Source organism: Microbacterium sp. CH-015, assembly GCF_049707015.1.
Classification (GTDB): Bacteria; Actinomycetota; Actinomycetes; order Actinomycetales; family Microbacteriaceae; genus Microbacterium; species Microbacterium aurum.
In genome coordinates this window covers 773202-789866 of sequence record NZ_JBNAFJ010000001.1, presented here as the reverse complement: position 1 = coordinate 789866, position 16665 = coordinate 773202, and the positions used below count along the sequence as shown (strand labels likewise).

Here is a 16665-nt window from a genome sequence, read left to right as displayed (position 1 = left end):
GGAAGGGGCGGCGTGGACGAACTGGGTCAGCGGGTGCTGGTCGTGGCGTTCGATGGCTGGAACGACGCGGGCGAAGCCGCCTCTGCGGCCGTGGCCCACATCCGCGAGTCGGGTGCCTATCGCGAGGTCTTCTCCGTCGACCCCGAGCTGTACTTCGACTACCAGTACACGCGCCCGCAGATCCGGTTGGATGCCGACGGCTCGCGCACCCTGACCTGGCCCGACGCGACGCTGTGGCGGCCCCTGCATCCGTCGGAGGACGCCCGCCTGTGGCTGCTGTCCGGCGTGGAGCCCGCACGGGCGTGGCAGGCGTTCGCGGCGGAGCTGATCGACGCGGCGCTGAGTGAGGACATCACGGGCATCGTCGCGCTCGGCTCGATGATGTCGGATGTGCCGCACACCCGGCCGATCTCCGTCTTCGCCGGCAGCGACAACGACCGCCTCCGCACGGCGCTAGGCCTGGAGAAGCCGACCTACGAGGGACCCGCCGGCATCCTCTCAGTGCTCGCCGCCGCCGCCGAGGAGGCCGGCATCCCGTGCGCGTCGCTGTGGGCGAGCGTGCCGCACTACGTCGCCGGGCACACACCCTCGCCGAAGGCGACCCTCGCGCTGCTGGACCGTCTCACCGCACTCACCGGTGCCGTCGTCGCCCGCGGCGAACTGCCCGCCGAGGCGCTCGCGTGGGAGGCTTCGATCGACGCGGCCGCCGCCGAGGACGAGGAGATGACGGAGTACATCCGCCAGCTCGAGCAGACCCGCGACACGTGGGACTCTCCGGAGGCGTCGGGCGACGCGATCGCGCAGGAGTTCGAACGGTACCTCCGCCGCGGCGGCGAGGGCCCGGGCAAGCCCGGCCGCGACGACCGGCGTCAGTAGGCCTGCAGCACCCCGAAGCTCAAGAGCACGATGAGCACGATGCCGAGCAGCACGCGGTAGATCACGAACGGCAGGAAGCTGCCGCGCTTGAGGTACTGCATGAGGAACGCGATGACGGCGAGCCCCACGCCGAACGCGACGACCGTCGCGACGCCGGTCTCGACCATCGTGAAGACCTGCTCGCCCGGATCCTTGATCGCCTGGAACAGCTCGTACAGGCCGCTGCCGAAGACGGCGGGGACGGCCAGGAGGAAGGCGACCTCGGCGGCGGCCGGCCGGGTGTAGCCCAGGGCCAGGCCCATCGTCGTGGTCGCGCCCGAGCGCGACACCCCGGGCACGAGCGCGAGCGCCTGCGCGACGCCGAGGATGAGGCCGTGACGATAGGTCAGATCCTCTTCATTGCGCGTGCGGCGGCCCAGCGCGTCGGCGGCGCCGAGGATGAGGCCGAAGACGATGAGCACGATCGCGACGAGCCAGAGGTTGCGGAACGTGTCGCGGATGACGTCCTGGAACAGGAACCCGAGGATGCCGATCGGGATCGTGCCGATGATGACGATCCACCCCATGCGGGCGTCGGGGTCGTTGCGCGGCACCGCTCCGGTGAGCGAACGGAACCAGCGACCGATGATGCGGACGATCTTCTTCCAGAAGTAGACGAGGACCGCGAGCTCCGTGCCGATCTGCGTGATGGCCGTGAAGGTCGCGCCCGGGTCTTCGGCCGACGGCAGCAGCTCGCCCACGATGCGCAGATGGGCGCTGGACGAGATCGGCAGGAACTCCGTGAGCCCCTGCACGATCCCGAGGATGATCGCGTCGAACAGCATGCCGCGCCTTTCAGTACGAGCGGAGAAGATCGGTCAGCACACGCTGGCCGAACACGAGGGCGTCGATCGGGACGCGCTCATCCACCCCATGGAACATACCCGTGAAGTCGAGGTCCGCGGGAAGGCGCAGCGGAGCGAAGCCGTACCCGGCGATGCCGAGCTCGGCGAGAGCCTTGTTGTCGGTGCCGCCGCCCATCAGGTAGGGAACGACCGGGACGCCGGGGTCGTGCCGACCGAGCGCGCCGACCATCGCGTCGACGAGGGAGCCGGCGAACGGCACTTCCAAGCCGATGTCGCGGTGGGCGATCTCGATCTCGATGTCGTCGCCGACGATCCGCTGGATCTCGGCGAGAACGCGGTCCTCCTGCCCCGGCAGGGTGCGCACGTCGATCGCCGCGACCGCGGCATCCGGGATCACGTTGTGCTTGTAGCCCGCGGTGAGCCCGGTCGGGTTGGTGGTGGTGCGGAAGGTGGAACGGAGGAACCCGGATGCCGGCCCGGTCGCCGCCGCGACGACGTCGGGTTCTGCGGGGTCCTTGCCGCAGAGGGCGGCGAGCCCGTCGACCGTCTGGCGGGTCGTGGCGGTCAGCTCGATCGGCCACGCGGTGCGGCCGAGGGCGGCCACGGCCTCGGCCAGCCGGGTGACGGCGTTGTCGGGGTGGAAGCGGCTGCCGTGACCTGCCGTGCCGCGGGCGCGCAGACGCAGCCAGATGAGGGCCTTCTCCCCCACCTGCAGCAGGTATGCACGACGATCCCCGACCGGGATCGAATAGCCGCCGACCTCGCTGATCGCCTCGGTCGCGCCGGCGAACCACTCCGGACGGTCCCGGACGACCAGCTGCGACCCTTCGACGCCGCCGTTCTCCTCATCGGCGAAAAACGTCACGATGAGGTCGCGTGCCGGCTGCTCCCCCGCCCGCACCAGGTCGGCGACGGAGGTGAGGATCATGGCGTCCATGTCCTTCATGTCGACCGCGCCCCGGCCCCACAGCATTCCGTCCTTGACGACGCCCGCGAAGGGATCGACGCTCCAGTCCGCCGCGACGGCGGGAACGACGTCGAGGTGGCCGTGGAGGACGAGCGCCGGCTTGTCGCGGTCGCGCCCGGGGACGCGGACGCTGAGGTTCGTGCGTCGCGGGATGGGCTCGTAGAACTCCGGCTTCAGGCCGAGGGACTCGAGGAACGCGCCGACGTACTCGGCGGCTTCGCGCTCGCCGTTGCTGCGGCCCTCGCCGTAGTTCGTCGTGTCGAAGCGGATGAGGTCCCGCGCGATGCGGGCGACCTCGGGCAGTTCCTCGGGGATCTCGTCGGTCACGGGCATGGCCCCACGCTACTCCGTCGCCACCCTCGTCACCGAAACGAAAAGGCCCCTGATCAGGGGCCTTTTCGTTGATTGTCGTTCTGTGCGCGAGGGGGGACTTGAACCCCCACGCCCTATACGGGCACTAGCACCTCAAGCTAGCGCGTCTACCTATTCCGCCACCCGCGCATGGGTGTCGGTTGTCGCCTCGAAGGCGTCAACCGAAGATCGAGCCTAGCACGTCCGCGAGGGTGCCCCGAACCGGCGGGGGCTCACGCTCAGCCGACCGACACGTCGAACAGCAGACCCAGCAGATAGGTGACGGCGGCGGCGCCGAATCCGATCGCGAGCTGTCGCAGCCCGCGGCGCAGCGGCGGTGCGCCCGACAGCAGGCCGACCATGGCGCCGGTGGCCAGCAGCGCCGCCCCGACGAGGACGAGCGCGACGACGACGGCGACGAGACCGGACAGGCCGAAGATCCAGGGCAGCACCGGGATGATCGCGCCGGACGCGAAGAACAGGAAGCTCGACCCGGCCGCCCCGAGGGCGCTCCCGACCACCTCGTGGCCGGCGCCCACGGCGACCGGTCCCGTTGCGGGCGCGGCCTCGGCGCTGCGCGCCGCCTCGAGCACCCGGCGAGCCCGTGCTTCGGCCTCGGCCTCGGGCATGCCGCGCGTGCGGTACACGAGCGCGAGCTCGTTGGCGTCGAGGTCGAGGTCAGGCAGCACGGCATCGGCGTAGTCGCTGGGCTCCGTGGCATCCAGCATCTCGCGCTGCGAGCGGACCGACACGAACTCCCCCGCGCCCATCGACAGGGCGCCGGCGAGCAGGCCCGCGATGCCGCTGAACAGCACGAACTGCGACGCGACGCCGGTCGCGCCGATGCCCATCACGAGCGCGAGGTTCGACACGAGCCCGTCGTTCGCGCCGAACACGGCGGCCCGGAACGTGCCCGACAGCTGCCGCCGTCCCCGCGCCGCGAGCCCGCGCACGACCTCGCGGTGGACGCGCTCGTCGGCTGCCATCCGGGCCGTCGCGTCCGGATCGTCGGCGTACGGGGAGCGTCCCTCGACGTTCTGCGCGAGGGCGAGCACGAAGATCGAGCCGAAGCGTCGCGCCATCCACCCCAGCATCCGCGACGAGAAGCTCGGGGCCGGCAGGCGGGCCGGCTCACCGCCGAGCAGCTCGAGCCAGTGCGCCTCATGCCGGCCCTCGGCGTCGGCCAGCGCCGTCAGGATCTCGCGCTCCTCGCCGTCGCGGCGCTGCGCGAGCTCGCGGTAGACACGCGCCTCGGCACGCTCGTCGACGAGGTAGCGCGCCCAGCGGCGGCGGTCGCGCGCGGTCGGCTGCGGGGTCATGGTCACCCGCTCACGCTAGCCCCGACGTGCGACCCGCGGGGGCGGATGCCGGGATTGCCAGCATTTCGGAGATCCGAACCTCCGCGGCCACCGCGCGTGCCGCCCGGAGCGACGTCAGCTGTGCACGCGCCGGCGCAGCACCTCGATGCGCGCCTGCAGCTGCGCGACCGTGGCACGCGCGACCTCCGGCCCACCGCAGACCCGCCGCAGCTCGGCGTGCACGGCGCCGTGCGGCTCGCCGCTCTGTCGCGCATAGAGCCCGACGAGGCTGTTGAGCAGCTGCCGCTGCTCGCGGAGCGTGCGGTGCAGCGCCGGCGGGAGGGTCGTGGCCCCGACTTCCGTCCCGCCCGCGTCGGCGGCAGCCCCCTCCCGCGCCTCGCGCGACCGCCGGTGGCGGCTCTGCCGCGATTGGCGCTGCATGAGCAGCTCGTGGACGTGCTCGGGCTCGAGCAGGCCCGGCAGCCCCAGGAACTCCTCCTCCTCGGGCGTTCCGGGCACGGCCAGCTGCCCGAACTCCTTGCCGTCGTACAGCACGCGGTCGAAGTGGGCGACCGAGCCGAGGGCCTGATAGCTGAACTCCTGCTCGAGCTCGTCGGACGCCTTCTCCTCGCGCTCGGCCTCGGCCAGCAGCGTGTCCTCGAGGCCGTCGTCATCTCCGGCTTCGCGGTCGAGGGCGTGGTCGCGCTCGCGCTCCATCTCGCCGGCGAGGTTCAGCAGCTGCGGCACGTGGGGCAGGAAGACGGATGCCGACTCGCCGCGCCGCCGGGCTCGCACGAAACGGCCGATGGCCTGCGCGAAGAACAGCGGCGTCGACGCGCTGGTCGCGTACACGCCGACGGCCAGTCGCGGCACGTCGACGCCCTCCGACACCATGCGGACGGCGACCATCCACCGCGTCGTCGCGTTCGCGAACGTCTCGATGCGCCCCGACGCGGCCTTGTCGTCGGAGAGGACGACAGCGGGTTGCTCCCCCGTGATCTCGCGGAGGATCGCGGCGTAGGCCCGGGCGGCGGTCTGATCCGTCGCGATGACGAGGCCACCGGCATCCGGCACATCCTGCCGCACTTCGGAGAGGCGCCGATCGGCGCTGCGGAGCACGGCGGGGATCCAGTCGCCCTCCGGGTCGAGCGCGGTGCGCCAGGCCTGCGCCGTGACGTCCTTCGTGTTGTCCTGCCCCAGGTGCGCCTCGAGCTCGTCGCCGGCCTTCGTGCGCCAGCGCATCTTCCCGGCGTAGACGAGGAAGAGCACCGGCCGCACGACGCCGTCGGCGAGCGCCCGCCCGTAGCCGTAGTTGTAGTCGGTGCGCGAGAGGCGGATGCCCTTCTCGTTCGGGTGGTACTCCACGAACGGGATGGGTGCCGTGTCGCTGCGGAACGGGGTGCCCGACAGGAGCAGCCGCCGCGTCGCCCGGCCGTACGCTTCGCGCAGCGCATCGCCCCAGCTGAGCGCGTCACCGCCGTGGTGCACCTCGTCGAGGATGACGAGCGCCCGAGAATCCATCGTGAGGCGCTGGTGGACCGACGCCTTCACCGCGACCTGCGCGTACGTGACGGCGATGCCGTGGAAGTGGCGGGCGGGCGCGTGCTGCCGGTTGCTGAAGCGCGGGTCCAGCCGGATGCCGACGCGCGCCGCGGCATCGGCCCACTGCGTCTTCAGATGCTCGGTGGGAGCGACGACGATGATGCGGTCGACGACGCCGCGACGCAGCAGCTCGGATGCCAGGCGCAGCGCGAACGTCGTCTTTCCGGCGCCGGGGGTCGCGGCGGCGAGGAAATCGCGCGGCCCCTTGCCGACCCCGTCCGGTCCGTCGGCGGCGAAGTACGCCTCGAGCGCCTCGGCCTGCCAGGCGCGGAGATTCTGCGCCGTTCCCCACGGTGCGCGCTGCGGGAACGCGGGCGAGAGGTGCTCTGCGGCGAAGCTGCCGAAGTGCTCCTGCTGCCGCTCGTCCGCCCCGTCCACGAGTGACCACCTTAAATCACCCCACCCCCATGACGGCCGGGCGGGTAGCCTCGAACAGGCCACGAGTCAGGAGAGACATGCCCCGCAACACCCCGACACCGGACGAGCACCGCTCGCCGTACGTGCCCAACGAGAGCGCCCACCCCTGGCGCCGCATGGTCGCGATCGGCGATTCCTTCACGGAGGGCATCGGCGACCCCATCCCCGGAACGGTCGACGGCCACCGCGGCTGGGCCGACCGCGTCGCGGAGGTGCTGGGCAGCCAGGTGGAGGACTTCGCCTACGCCAACCTCGCCGTCCGCGGCAAGCTCATCGGTCAGATCGTCGCCGACCAGATCGAGCCCGCGCTGGCGCTCAACCCCGACCTCATCACGTTCTCCGCCGGCGGCAACGACGTCATCCGACCCGGGAGCGACCCCGACGCGGTCGCCCAGCAGTTCGAAGACGCCGTCGCGCGGCTGAGCTCCCAGGGCGCCACGCTCGTCGTCTTCACCGGGATCGACACCGAGTTCACGCCCGTTTTCCGCGGCATCCGGGGTCGGGTCGCGATCTACAACGAGAACATCCGCGCCATCGCGGAGCGCTACGACTGCATCGTCGCCGACCAGTGGGCGCTCAAGGAGGTGCAGGACATGCGGTTCTTCGACGACGACCGCCTGCACTACAACGCGCTCGGCCACCACGAGGTCGCACGCATGGTGCTGCGCGCCCTCAACGTGCCGAACGACCTGCAGCCGATGCAGCCCGATCCGCTGCCGACGCTCACGTGGCGCCAGGCGCGCGCGAACGACCTGGTGTGGGCGCGCACGCACCTCGTGCCGTGGGTGCTGCGGCGCCTGCGCCACCAGTCCTCCGGCGATCACATCACCGCCAAGCGCCCCGAGCCGCTGCCGGTGATCGTCGAGGCGCCCGCGCAGGATCGCACCGCGGACCCCGGACACCCCGCCTGACGCCCCTGACCTCTCCTCTCCCTCTCGCCGAACCCTTATCCCCCGGCCGAACCCTGACGCCTGAGCGCGCACAGGAGTGAGGGTTCGGTGCAGGGGTGAGGATTCGGCCGGCGGTAGGACGGCGAGCGTCAGGGCGTGCGCAACGCCCAGAGGGCGACGGCGGCCGCGGATGCGACGTTGAGCGAGTCCACTCCCCCGGCCATCGGGATCGTCACGACGGTGTCGGCGGCTTCCTGCGCGCGACGCGACAGGCCGTCGCCCTCCGTGCCGAGCACCAGAGCGACCCGCTCGGGCCGGTCGGCGGCGAACTCGTCGAGCGGCACGGCGTCGTCCGCGAGGGCAAGCGCGGCGAGGTGGATGCCGGCGTCGTGCAGCTCCTCGCGGGCAGCCCGCCACGGGCCGCCGGGGCCTTCCGTCATCCGCGTCCACGGCACCTGGAACACCGTCCCCATGCTCACCCGCACGCTCCGGCGGTACAGCGGATCCGCGCAGCGGGGCGAGACGACCACCGCGTCGGCGCCGAGACCGGCGGCGGCCCGGAAGGCCGCTCCCACGTTCGTGTGATCGACGATGTCCTCCAGCACGAGCACGAGGCGCGCGTCGGCGACCACCTCGGCCAGCGACGGCAGCGCCGGGCGGTGCATCGCGGCGAGCGCGCCGCGGTGCACGGCGTACCCGGTCAGGCGCTCGGCCACGGCATCGGTCACGACGTAGATCGGCGCGTCTCCGGCGAGCGTGCGCACATCGTCGAGCCACTTCTCCTGCACGAGGATCGAGCGCGGCCGATGACCGGCGGCGAGCGCGCGCGTGATCACCTTCGCCGACTCGGCGATATAGAGACCGCCTGCCGGCTCGAGCGTCCGCCGCAGCGCGACGTCGGTCAGATCGCGGTAGTCGGCCAGGCGCTCGTCGGCCGCATCGTCGATCCTCAGCACGGGCATGCGCCCCATGCTGGCACGGCGCGTAACATCCCGGAAAACGACGCGGCGTAGGCTCGGGCGTGAGAGGGGGTGCCATGTCGACCGTACTCACGCAGGATGCCGCGACCGACGCGGCCGTCGGCCACGCCGTCGACGTTCTCGCCGGTCGGCGCCTCGCGGTGCTCACCGGCGCGGGCGTCTCGACCGACTCCGGCATTCCCGACTACCGCGGCAAGGGCGCTCCGGTGCGCACGCCCATGACCGCGCAGCAGTTCCTCTCCAGCGATGCCGCGCGCCGCCGCTACTGGGTCGGCAGCCACCTCGGCTGGCGCGCCTTCGCCGCCGCCCGGCCCAACGCCGGCCACGAGGCACTCGCCGCCCTCGAAACGGCCGGCGTAGCGACCGGCATCATCACCCAGAACGTCGACGGCCTGCACGTGCGCGCCGGCAGCCGCCGTGTCGTCGAGCTGCACGGCACCATGCGGCGCGTCCTGTGCACCCACTGCGGACAGGTGTTCGACCGCCGCGACCTGGCCGCGCGGGTCGAAGCCAACAACCCGTGGATCGCGATCCCCGACGCCGTCGAGCTCGGCCCCGACGGCGATGTGCTCCCCTCGTCCAGCGACGGATTCGTCGTTCCGGACTGCAGCGTCTGCGGCGGGATGCTCAAGCCCGACGTCGTGTTCTTCGGGGAGTACATCCCCGTCGCGAAGTTCGCCGAGGCCGAGCAGCTCGTGCACGCCAGCGACGCGCTGCTGGTCGCCGGCTCATCGCTGGTCGTGAACTCCGGCATCCGTCTGCTCGAACGCGCGCGGCGCCGGAAGCTGCCCATCGTCATCGTCAACCGCGGTCAGACCCGCGGCGACGGCCACGCGACCGTCAAGATCGACGCCGGCACGAGCGAGGTGCTGCGGCGGCTGGCACAGGACCTGCCCGGACGCTGACCCCGACCGGCTCGCCTAGGCTCGAGGGGTGACCTCCCTCATCCTCGTGCGCCACGGCGAGACCGACTGGAACGCGCAGCGCCGCATCCAGGGTTCGACCGACATCCCGCTCAACGAGAACGGGCGCACGCAGGCCCGCGAGACCGCCGAGCGCCTGCGCGACGAACTCGCCGGCGATGGCCCCGTCGTCATCGCCTCGAGCGACCTGTCGCGGGCGCACGAAACGGCGCGGATCATCGCGACGACCGTGGGGGTCGCCGAACCGCGCACGTACCCGCAGCTGCGGGAGCGTTCGTACGGGGATGCCGAGGGCATCACCGACAGCGAGTTCCACGCCCGCTGGGGCGACTGGCACACCGCCGAGGTGCCGAACGCGGAGAGCTGGCCGGATGTGCGCCGTCGCGCGCTCGCCGGCATCCAGCGGGTCATCCGCGACGCCCGCCGCGCGACCGCCCCCGCCGCGCCGACCGTCGTCGTGGTCGCCCACGGCGCGCTCATCCGCGAGGTCATCCGCCACGCCTCGGCGGGTGAGTTCCCGCACGTCGGAGAGCGGCTGCCGAACGGCTCCGCGCACACCTTCCTCGTCGAACGCGATCGTCTCAGCATGCGCTCCTACGTCGGGACACCCGTCCGCTGAGACGTCGCCGCGGCGCGCGCCCTCAGTCCGCGCGCGCGACGATGGCGCGAGCGTGGCGCAGGACGGGCTCGTCGATCATGCGTCCGGCGAACCGGAACACCCCGCGCTCGCCGCGCGCGGCCTCGAGCACCTCGCGCGCCCACGACAGCGTCGCCGCGTCGGGGCGGTACGCCGCGCGGACGATGTCGACCTGTGCGGGGTGAATGCACGCGGTGGCGGTGAAGCCGCTCGCGGCGGCATCCTCCGCCTCGCGGCGCAGCCCTTTCTCGTCGTCGATGTCGAGGTGCACGGCGTCGATCGCCGCCTTCCCGGCGGCGCCGGCGGCCAGCAGCACACGGGAGCGCGCGTGCCGGGCGACATCGCGGTAGCGGCGGTCCTTACGGTCCGTGCGACTGGAGGTCCCGCCGAGGGAGGCGACGATGTCCTCCGCGCCCCACATGAGCGCGACGACGTTGTCCTGCGCGGCGATGCGCTCGGCGGCGACGACGCCCCGCGCCGTCTCGCACAGCGCGATCACCTCGAACCGCGGATCGAGCCGCGCGATCCGCTTCGGCGACTGGGCCTTGGCGAGCATGATGCGCCGGTAGTCCGTCTGCGACAGCGTCGCCATGTCGGCGGCGAACGCATCGGAGTCGATCGGGTTCACGCGGACGATGACGCGTTCGGGGTCCAGATGCGCGTCGATGAGCGCGCCCCGCGCCGCCGTCTTGGCGTCGGGAGCGACGGCGTCTTCCAGGTCGAGGATCACGGCGTCGGCCCGGGCGGCCGCTTTGGCGAACCGGTCGGGCCGATCGGCGGGGCAGAACAGCAGCGCGGGACCCAGCGTGAAGCGGCTCACGACTCGACCTCCACGGCAGTGCCGGGGGCCTGCCACATGAGCGCGACCCGCGTCGCCACCGCGACCATCACGTCGTCCTGGTTGCGCCCGGTGTGGCGCATGGTCACGACGCCCTGACCGGGCCGCGACGCCGATGGCCGCGCCGCAAGGATCTCCGTCGAGGTGTACAGCGTGTCCCCCGCGAACAGCGGATGCGGGAACGAGATGTCGCTGAGGCCGAGTTGCGCGACGAGCGTCCCCTGCGTGAGCTGGGTGACGGAGGCTCCCACCATCGTCGCGAGCGTCCACATCGAGTTCATGAGCCGCTGTCCGAAGGGCTGGGTGGCCGCGTAGGCGGCATCGAGGTGCAGCGCCTGCGTGTTCATCGTGAGCGAGGAGAAGAGGACGTTGTCGGCCTCGGTCGCCGTGCGCCCGGGCGTGTGCCGGTAGGTCGCGCCGACGACGAACTCCTCGAGGTACAGGCCCCGCTGGACGATGTCGCTCATGCCTTCACGCTACGCCCCGCGTCCAGGCCCAGCGCGCGCGAGATGACCAGCAGCTGCACTTCGCTGGTCCCCTCGCCGATCTCCAGGATCTTCGAGTCGCGGTAGTGGCGCGCGACGGGGTACGCGTTCATGAAGCCGTTGCCGCCGAAGATCTGCGTCGCGTCGCGGGCGTTGTCCATCGCGGCGTCGCTTGCGGTGAGCTTGGCGAGGGCCGCCGCCGTCCCGAACGGCTGCCCGGCGTCGCGCAGACGGGCGGCGTGCAGCCAGGCCAGCCGCGCGGTGTGCACACGCTGCTGCATGCGCGCGAGCATGAACTGGATGGACTGGCGCGACCCCAGGCGCTCGCCGAACACGATGCGGCTGTCGGCGTAGTCCAGCGCCGCCTCGAGGCACCCCTCGGCGGCCCCCGCGGACAGCGCGGCGATGGCGATGCGTCCTTCATCCAGGATGCTGAGGAAGTTCGCGAATCCGCGACCGCGCTCCCCGAGGAGGTTCTCCGCCGGCACCCGCGCCCCCTCGAAGGTCAGCGGGTGGGTGTCCGACGCGTGCCAGCCGACCTTGTCGTACGGCGCACCGACGATGAACCCCGCGGTGCCGGCGGGCACGATGATCGTGGAGATCTCCTTGCGCCCCTCCCGTGTGCCGGTGACGGCCGTCACGGTGACGAAGCGCGTGATGGCGGTGCCGGAATTCGTGATGAACTGCTTCGCGCCATCGATCACCCATTCGTCGCCGTCGAGTCTTGCCGTGGTGCGGGTGGCCCCGGCATCCGACCCCGCCTCGGGCTCGGTGAGGCCGAACCCGGCCAGCGCCCGGCCGGCCAGCAGGTCGGGCAGCAGTTCGGCGCGCTGCGCGTCGGTGCCGAACCGGTACACCGGCATGGCGCCGAGGCTGACCCCCGCCTCGAGGGTGATCGCCAGCGACTGGTCGACGCGGGCGATCGCCTCGATGGCCAGCCCCAGGGCGAGGTAGTCCCCGCCCTGCCCGCCGATGCGAACGCCGCCGGCCTCCTCGGGGAACGGCAGGCCGAACAGGCCCAGCTCCCCCATCTCGGCGACGAGCCCCAGCGGGAGGGTCTTCGTGCGGTCGGCCTCGTAGGCCTGCGGCGCGATGCGCTCGTCGGCGAAGGCGCGCACGAGACCCGCGAGCTCGCGCTCTTCGTCGCTCAGTCCGTAGGCGGATAGGTCCAGCACGCCCATGTCATCTCCCTTGATGTCGCGGTCGTATAACGGCCCGCCAGCGCTCCTGGCGTGCGCGCATTGCGATGGGTTAGTGTTCACTAACCCAAGTCACGAGGTTAGCGAGGATTAACTGAAATGACAACGCGTCCCCCCGACGCTGCGACGCCGCGCGACCGCGCGAAGGCCGAGCGCCACGGTGCGCTGCTGCGTGAGGCCGCCCGCCTGTTCGCCGCGCACGGCTTCGACGGGGTCAGTCTGGAGGATCTCGGCGCGGCCGTCGGGATCACCGGGCCCGCGGTGTACCGCCACTTCTCGAGCAAGCGCGCGCTCCTCGGCGCGATCCTGCTGCGCGCGAGCGGTGACTTGCTCAGCGGCGGACGACGCGTCATCGCCCAGGGCGCCGAGCCGCGGCAGTGCCTGCGCGAACTCGTCGACTTCCACGTCGACTTCGCCGTCACCGACGCCGACGTCATCCGCGTACACGACCGCGACCTCGCCCGGCTGAGCGACGCCGACCGGCACGAGGTGCGGCGGCTGCAGCGCGAGTACGTCGAGCTGTGGATCGGGGTGCTCGAGCGCGTCCACCCCGACCGCGCCGCGACCGACCTGCGGGTGCGCGCGCACGCCGGATTCGGCCTCATCAACTCGACCCCGTACTCGGTGCGGGCGCTGCACGACGTTCCCCCGGATGCCGTCGTGCACGACATCCTGTCCGACATGGCGTTCGCCGCGCTCTGCGCGCACTGAACCCGGTCAGCTCAGCAGCATCGCACGGCCGGGCTCGCGGAGGATGTCCCCCACCGCGCGCAGGAACCTCGACGCCTCCTGGCCGTCGGCCAGGCGGTGATCGAACGACAGGCTCAGCGTCACGATGTCGCGCAGGACGATCTGGCCGTCGTGTTCCCACGGCCGTCGGCGCACCGACCCGAGGCCGAGGATGCCGGCCTCTCCCGGATTGAGGATCGGCGTTCCCGCATCGATGCCGAACACGCCGAAGTTGGTGATCGAGAAGGTGCCGCCCGACAGCGCACCGGGAGCGGTGCGACCGCTGCGCGCCGTCTGCGCGAGCGCGCCGATCGCGTCGGCGAGCTCGACGAGCGTGAGGCGGTCGGCATCGGCGATGTGCGGCACGACGAGGCCGCGCTCGGTCGCCGCGGCGATGCCGAGGTTCACATAGTGGAACTGCACGATCTCCCCGGCCGGCCCGTCCCAGCGGGCGTTGAGCGACGGTTCAGCGCGCAGCGCCAGGCAGGCGGCCTTCGCGGCGACGGCGAGGATGCCGATGCGATGGCCGTTGAGGCGCCGATCGGCGCGGAGGTCTGCGACGAGCCGCACGGTCTCGGTGACATCGACCTCCAGGAAGGTCGTCACGTGCGGTGCGGTGAAGGCGCTCTGCACCATCGCGGCGGCGGTGTGCTTGCGCACGCCACGGATGGGGATGCGGGTCTCCCGCGCGCCCGGCGTTCCCGGCGCGGTCGGCGCGGCCGTGGCGGGGGCCCCCGCCGCCTGCGCCCGCATCGCATCGGCGTAGCGGTCGACGTCCTCCCGGCGGATGATCCCCGTCACCCCGGACGCCTCGACGAGCGCCAGATCGACACCCCGCTCCTTCGCGTAGGCGCGGACGGGGGGCGTGGAACGGGGACGCTCGTGGCGGAGATCCTCGGTCGGGGCAGGCGCGACGACATCGTGCGGCGCGTCGGCGAGCACGGCGGTGTCGGATGCCGATGCGGATGCCGCCGCGGCGCGCACGGCGCGCGCGCGTCGCTGCGGACGCCCCGCGGTGCGCGGAGCAGCCCCGTATCCGACGAGGTTCGGAACCGTGGCGTCGGTGTCGGCCGCCGCGGCCGCGGTGTCGGCCGCCGTCTCGCGGGTGACGCCGGCCGGGTCCGTGACGCCGGTCTGGTCCGCGCTCCCGGCCGGGTCCGCGCTCCCGGCCCCGCCCGCGCCGGCCGGCGCCCCGGCGTCGCCGGGCACGTCGATCGCAATGAGCGGCGCGCCGACGGCGACCACGTCGCCGGCCGCCGCGTGCAGGTCACTGACGGTGCCGGCGAACGGTGACGGCAGTTCGACGATGGCCTTCGCGGTCTCGACCTCGGCGATCGGCTGGTTGAGCGTCACCTCGTCGCCGCGGGCGACGAGCCACTGCACGATCTCCGCCTCCGGCAGTCCCTCGCCGAGGTCGGGCAGCCGGAACTCGGCGATCACAGCGCCACCTCCGACAGGCTGTTCGGCCGGTCGAGCACGCGATCGACGGCGTCGAGGATGCGGTCGAGGTCGGGCAGCTGGTGCTTCTCGAGCTTCGCCGGCGGGTAGGGGATGTCATGCCCGGTCACGCGCTGCGGCGCGGCCTCGAGGTAGTGGAAGCACTGCTCGGTGAGACTCGTGATGATCTCGGCGGCGACACCCGCCTCTCCCCCGGCCTCGTGGGTGACGACGAGCCGGCCGGACTTGCGGACGGATGCCGCGAGCGTCCGGTAGTCGACCGGCGAGAGCGACCGTGCGTCGATGACCTCGATCGAGATCCCCTCATCCTCGGCTGCCGCCGCGGCATCCAGCGCCGTCGTCACCTGGGCGCCATAGGTGACGAGCGTCACGTCATCCCCTTCCCGCGCGACGCGGGCGAGCCCCATCGGCGGCGCATCGGCGATGTCGGCGTCGAGGTCGACCTCCCCCTTGGCGTGGTACAGGCGCTTGGGCTCGAAGAAGATGATCGGGTCATCGCTCGCGATCGCCTGCTGCAGCACGGTGAACGCGTCCTGCGGGTTCGAGACCGCGACGACGCGCAGCCCGGCGGTGTGCACGAAGTACGCCTCGGGCGACTCGGAGTGATGCTCGGCGGCCCCCACACCACCCGCCCAGGGGATGCGGATCGTGATCGGCATCTTCACGCGCCCGCGCGTGCGATAGTGCAGCTTCGCCACCTGGCAGACGATCTGGTCGAAGGCGGGGTAGACGAAGCCGTCGAACTGGATCTCCACGACGGGACGGAAGCCGCGCACGGCGAGCCCCACCGCCGTCCCCACGATCCCCGACTCGGCGAGCGGGGTGTCGATGACGCGCTTCGGGCCGAACTCGTCGAGCAGGCCGTCGGTGATGCGGAACACACCGCCCAGCCGGCCGATGTCCTCGCCCATGATCAGCACGCGGTCATCGCGCCCCATGGCGCTGCGCAGCCCCGCCGTGAGCGCCTTGCCCATCGTGATCTCGGTCATCGCGCCGGCTCCGTCTCGGCGAAGCCGTCGAGGTAGGCGGCGAATCGCGCGCGCTGGCGGTCGATGCCGGTGTGCGGTTCGGCGTAGACGTCGTCGAGCACCGCGATGGCCGGGCGGGTGACAGCGGTCAGCGCGGCCTCGCGCATCGCCGCGGCGTCGGCGTCGGCATCCGCCGTCACCTGCGCGGCGAACGCGTCGTCCCACGCGCCGGTGGCGCGCAGGTAGGCCTCCACCCGCAGCAGCGGGTCGCGCTGGCGCCACGCCTCCACCTCGTCGCGGTCGCGGTAACGGGTGGGGTCGTCGGAGGTCGTGTGCGGGCCCATGCGGTAGGTGACCATCTCGAGGAAGACCGGTCCCTCGCCGCGGCGGGCGTGGTCGAGGGCCCACCGCATCGCGGCGGTGCTGGCGAGCACGTCGTTGCCGTCGACGCGCATGCTGGGGATGCCGAAGCCCGGCGCCCGGCCGGCGATGGGGAACCGGGACTGCACGGTGACCGGCTCGGAGATCGCCCACTGGTTGTTGGAGCAGACGAAGACGACGGGTGCCTGGAACGAGGAGGCGAACACCATCGCCTCGTTGACATCGCCCTGGCTGGTCGCACCGTCGCCGAAGTAGGCGACGGCGGCCTGGTCGGTGCCGTCGCGCTGGATGCCCATGGCGTAGCCGACGGCGTGCAGGCTCTGCGCACCGATGATGATCTGCGGGTTGGCGAGGTTCAGCGCGTACGGATCGTAGGTGGCGTGCACCTCGCCGCGCCACGCGAGCACGAGGTCGGCCGGTGCGCCGCCGCGGACGATCGTCACGCCGCATTCGCGATAGCTCGGGAACAGGAAGTCGTCGTCGCGGCACGCCCGGGCGGTGCCGACCTGGACGGCCTCCTGGCCCTGCGCGGGCGCCCACAGGCCGAGGTGGCCCTGCCGCTGGAGGGCGACGCCCTCGGCGTCCATCCGTCGCACGATGGCCATGTCGCGGTACAGGGCGCGAAGCGCCGCGCCGTCGATGTCCTCGACCCAGCGGTCGAGCCGGGGATCGGCGATGCGCCGCCCCTCGGGGGTGAGCAGACGCGCCGTGTCGTCCAGCGCCGTCATCGCTTCGTCGGTGGTCAGGGTGTACACCATTGTGATCCCTCTCTGGTCGCCGCGCGCGCTCTTGTGGAGCGCGACCGCGTCCGGGACCGGCCT

General features: G+C 72.3%; 16 protein-coding genes and 1 tRNA gene. 5 read left to right on the top strand and 12 right to left on the bottom strand.

Annotated features, from left to right (window positions below; all coding sequences use genetic code 11):
• Positions 1-12: 12 nt before the first annotated feature.
• The gene (locus tag ACPYN4_RS03715; protein ID WP_239282222.1) at positions 13-876 is read left to right on the top strand and encodes a PAC2 family protein; all 864 of its coding nucleotides are present in this window, start codon (positions 13-15) and stop codon (positions 874-876) included.
• On the opposite strand, the gene ACPYN4_RS03710 is transcribed toward ACPYN4_RS03715, so the two are convergent.
• From ACPYN4_RS03710 to ACPYN4_RS03690, 5 genes are all read right to left on the bottom strand, one after another.
• Positions 870-1700: an undecaprenyl-diphosphate phosphatase gene (locus ACPYN4_RS03710; RefSeq protein ID WP_076690931.1), complete on the bottom strand. Its 831-nt coding sequence runs from the start codon at positions 1698-1700 to the stop codon at positions 870-872. The two genes, ACPYN4_RS03715 and ACPYN4_RS03710, sit on opposite strands and share 7 nt — an antisense overlap.
• A 10-nt stretch (positions 1701-1710) precedes the next feature.
• Positions 1711-3021: a M20/M25/M40 family metallo-hydrolase gene (locus ACPYN4_RS03705; RefSeq protein ID WP_287271479.1), complete on the bottom strand. Its 1311-nt coding sequence runs from the start codon at positions 3019-3021 to the stop codon at positions 1711-1713.
• An 83-nt stretch (positions 3022-3104) separates the two neighbouring features.
• Positions 3105-3189, bottom strand: a tRNA-Leu gene (locus ACPYN4_RS03700).
• Between the two features lie 89 nt (positions 3190-3278).
• On the bottom strand, positions 3279-4358 hold the full coding sequence (locus tag ACPYN4_RS03695) for a VIT1/CCC1 transporter family protein (RefSeq protein WP_287271512.1): 1080 nt from the start codon (positions 4356-4358) through the stop codon (positions 3279-3281).
• Between the two features lie 114 nt (positions 4359-4472).
• Positions 4473-6317, bottom strand: a complete 1845-nt coding sequence (locus ACPYN4_RS03690) for a DEAD/DEAH box helicase (RefSeq protein WP_424445637.1) — start codon at positions 6315-6317, stop codon at positions 4473-4475.
• 77 nt (positions 6318-6394) lie between these two features.
• Between ACPYN4_RS03690 and ACPYN4_RS03685 the strand changes: the two genes are divergently transcribed.
• Positions 6395-7267 (top strand): SGNH/GDSL hydrolase family protein, encoded by an 873-nt coding sequence (locus tag ACPYN4_RS03685; RefSeq protein ID WP_287271483.1) that lies wholly within the window; start codon positions 6395-6397, stop codon positions 7265-7267.
• Positions 7268-7395: 128 nt separating this feature from the next.
• On the opposite strand, the gene ACPYN4_RS03680 is transcribed toward ACPYN4_RS03685, so the two are convergent.
• The gene (locus ACPYN4_RS03680) at positions 7396-8208 is read right to left on the bottom strand and encodes a TrmH family RNA methyltransferase (RefSeq protein ID WP_239282226.1); all 813 of its coding nucleotides are present in this window, start codon (positions 8206-8208) and stop codon (positions 7396-7398) included.
• 74 nt (positions 8209-8282) lie between these two features.
• Between ACPYN4_RS03680 and ACPYN4_RS03675 the strand changes: the two genes are divergently transcribed.
• Together ACPYN4_RS03675 and ACPYN4_RS03670 are read left to right on the top strand one after the other, a co-directional pair.
• Positions 8283-9131: a Sir2 family NAD-dependent protein deacetylase gene (locus ACPYN4_RS03675; RefSeq protein ID WP_287271485.1), complete on the top strand. Its 849-nt coding sequence runs from the start codon at positions 8283-8285 to the stop codon at positions 9129-9131.
• 28 nt (positions 9132-9159) lie between these two features.
• The gene (locus tag ACPYN4_RS03670) at positions 9160-9768 is read left to right on the top strand and encodes a histidine phosphatase family protein (protein WP_287271487.1); all 609 of its coding nucleotides are present in this window, start codon (positions 9160-9162) and stop codon (positions 9766-9768) included.
• Between the two features lie 22 nt (positions 9769-9790).
• On the opposite strand, the gene ACPYN4_RS03665 is transcribed toward ACPYN4_RS03670, so the two are convergent.
• The 3 genes from ACPYN4_RS03665 to ACPYN4_RS03655 are packed head-to-tail and all read right to left on the bottom strand — an operon-like array spanning position 9791 to position 12290.
• Positions 9791-10606, bottom strand: coding sequence for an HpcH/HpaI aldolase/citrate lyase family protein (locus tag ACPYN4_RS03665; RefSeq protein WP_287271488.1), 816 nt, complete (start codon positions 10604-10606; stop codon positions 9791-9793).
• Positions 10603-11091 carry a MaoC family dehydratase gene (locus ACPYN4_RS03660; RefSeq protein ID WP_239282230.1) on the bottom strand — a complete coding sequence of 163 codons (489 nt, stop codon included), beginning with the start codon at positions 11089-11091 and terminating at the stop codon, positions 10603-10605. Before ACPYN4_RS03660 ends, ACPYN4_RS03665 begins: the two co-directional genes overlap by 4 nt.
• On the bottom strand, positions 11088-12290 hold the full coding sequence (locus ACPYN4_RS03655; protein ID WP_287271490.1) for an acyl-CoA dehydrogenase family protein: 1203 nt from the start codon (positions 12288-12290) through the stop codon (positions 11088-11090). Before ACPYN4_RS03655 ends, ACPYN4_RS03660 begins: the two co-directional genes overlap by 4 nt.
• Positions 12291-12407: 117 nt before the next feature.
• On the opposite strand from ACPYN4_RS03655, the gene ACPYN4_RS03650 reads away from it, so the two are divergent.
• Entirely contained in the window at positions 12408-13019 is a 612-nt protein-coding gene (locus ACPYN4_RS03650) for a TetR/AcrR family transcriptional regulator (RefSeq protein ID WP_287271492.1), read from the top strand.
• A gap of 6 nt (positions 13020-13025) precedes the next feature.
• Here the strand turns inward: ACPYN4_RS03650 and ACPYN4_RS03645 are convergent, their stop codons facing one another.
• Genes ACPYN4_RS03645 through pdhA form a run of 3 tightly spaced genes read right to left on the bottom strand, consistent with a single transcriptional unit; the run spans position 13026 to position 16602 of the window.
• A complete protein-coding gene (locus ACPYN4_RS03645) occupies positions 13026-14477 on the bottom strand; it encodes a dihydrolipoamide acetyltransferase family protein (RefSeq protein ID WP_287271494.1) in 1452 nt (483 codons plus the stop codon).
• Positions 14474-15484 (bottom strand): alpha-ketoacid dehydrogenase subunit beta, encoded by a 1011-nt coding sequence (locus tag ACPYN4_RS03640; RefSeq protein ID WP_287271496.1) that lies wholly within the window; start codon positions 15482-15484, stop codon positions 14474-14476. The genes ACPYN4_RS03645 and ACPYN4_RS03640 overlap by 4 nt, the downstream gene beginning before the upstream one ends.
• Positions 15481-16602 (bottom strand): pyruvate dehydrogenase (acetyl-transferring) E1 component subunit alpha, encoded by a 1122-nt coding sequence (pdhA, locus tag ACPYN4_RS03635; RefSeq protein WP_287271497.1) that lies wholly within the window; start codon positions 16600-16602, stop codon positions 15481-15483. The genes ACPYN4_RS03640 and pdhA overlap by 4 nt, the downstream gene beginning before the upstream one ends.
• Between the last annotated feature and the right edge of the window lie 63 nt (positions 16603-16665).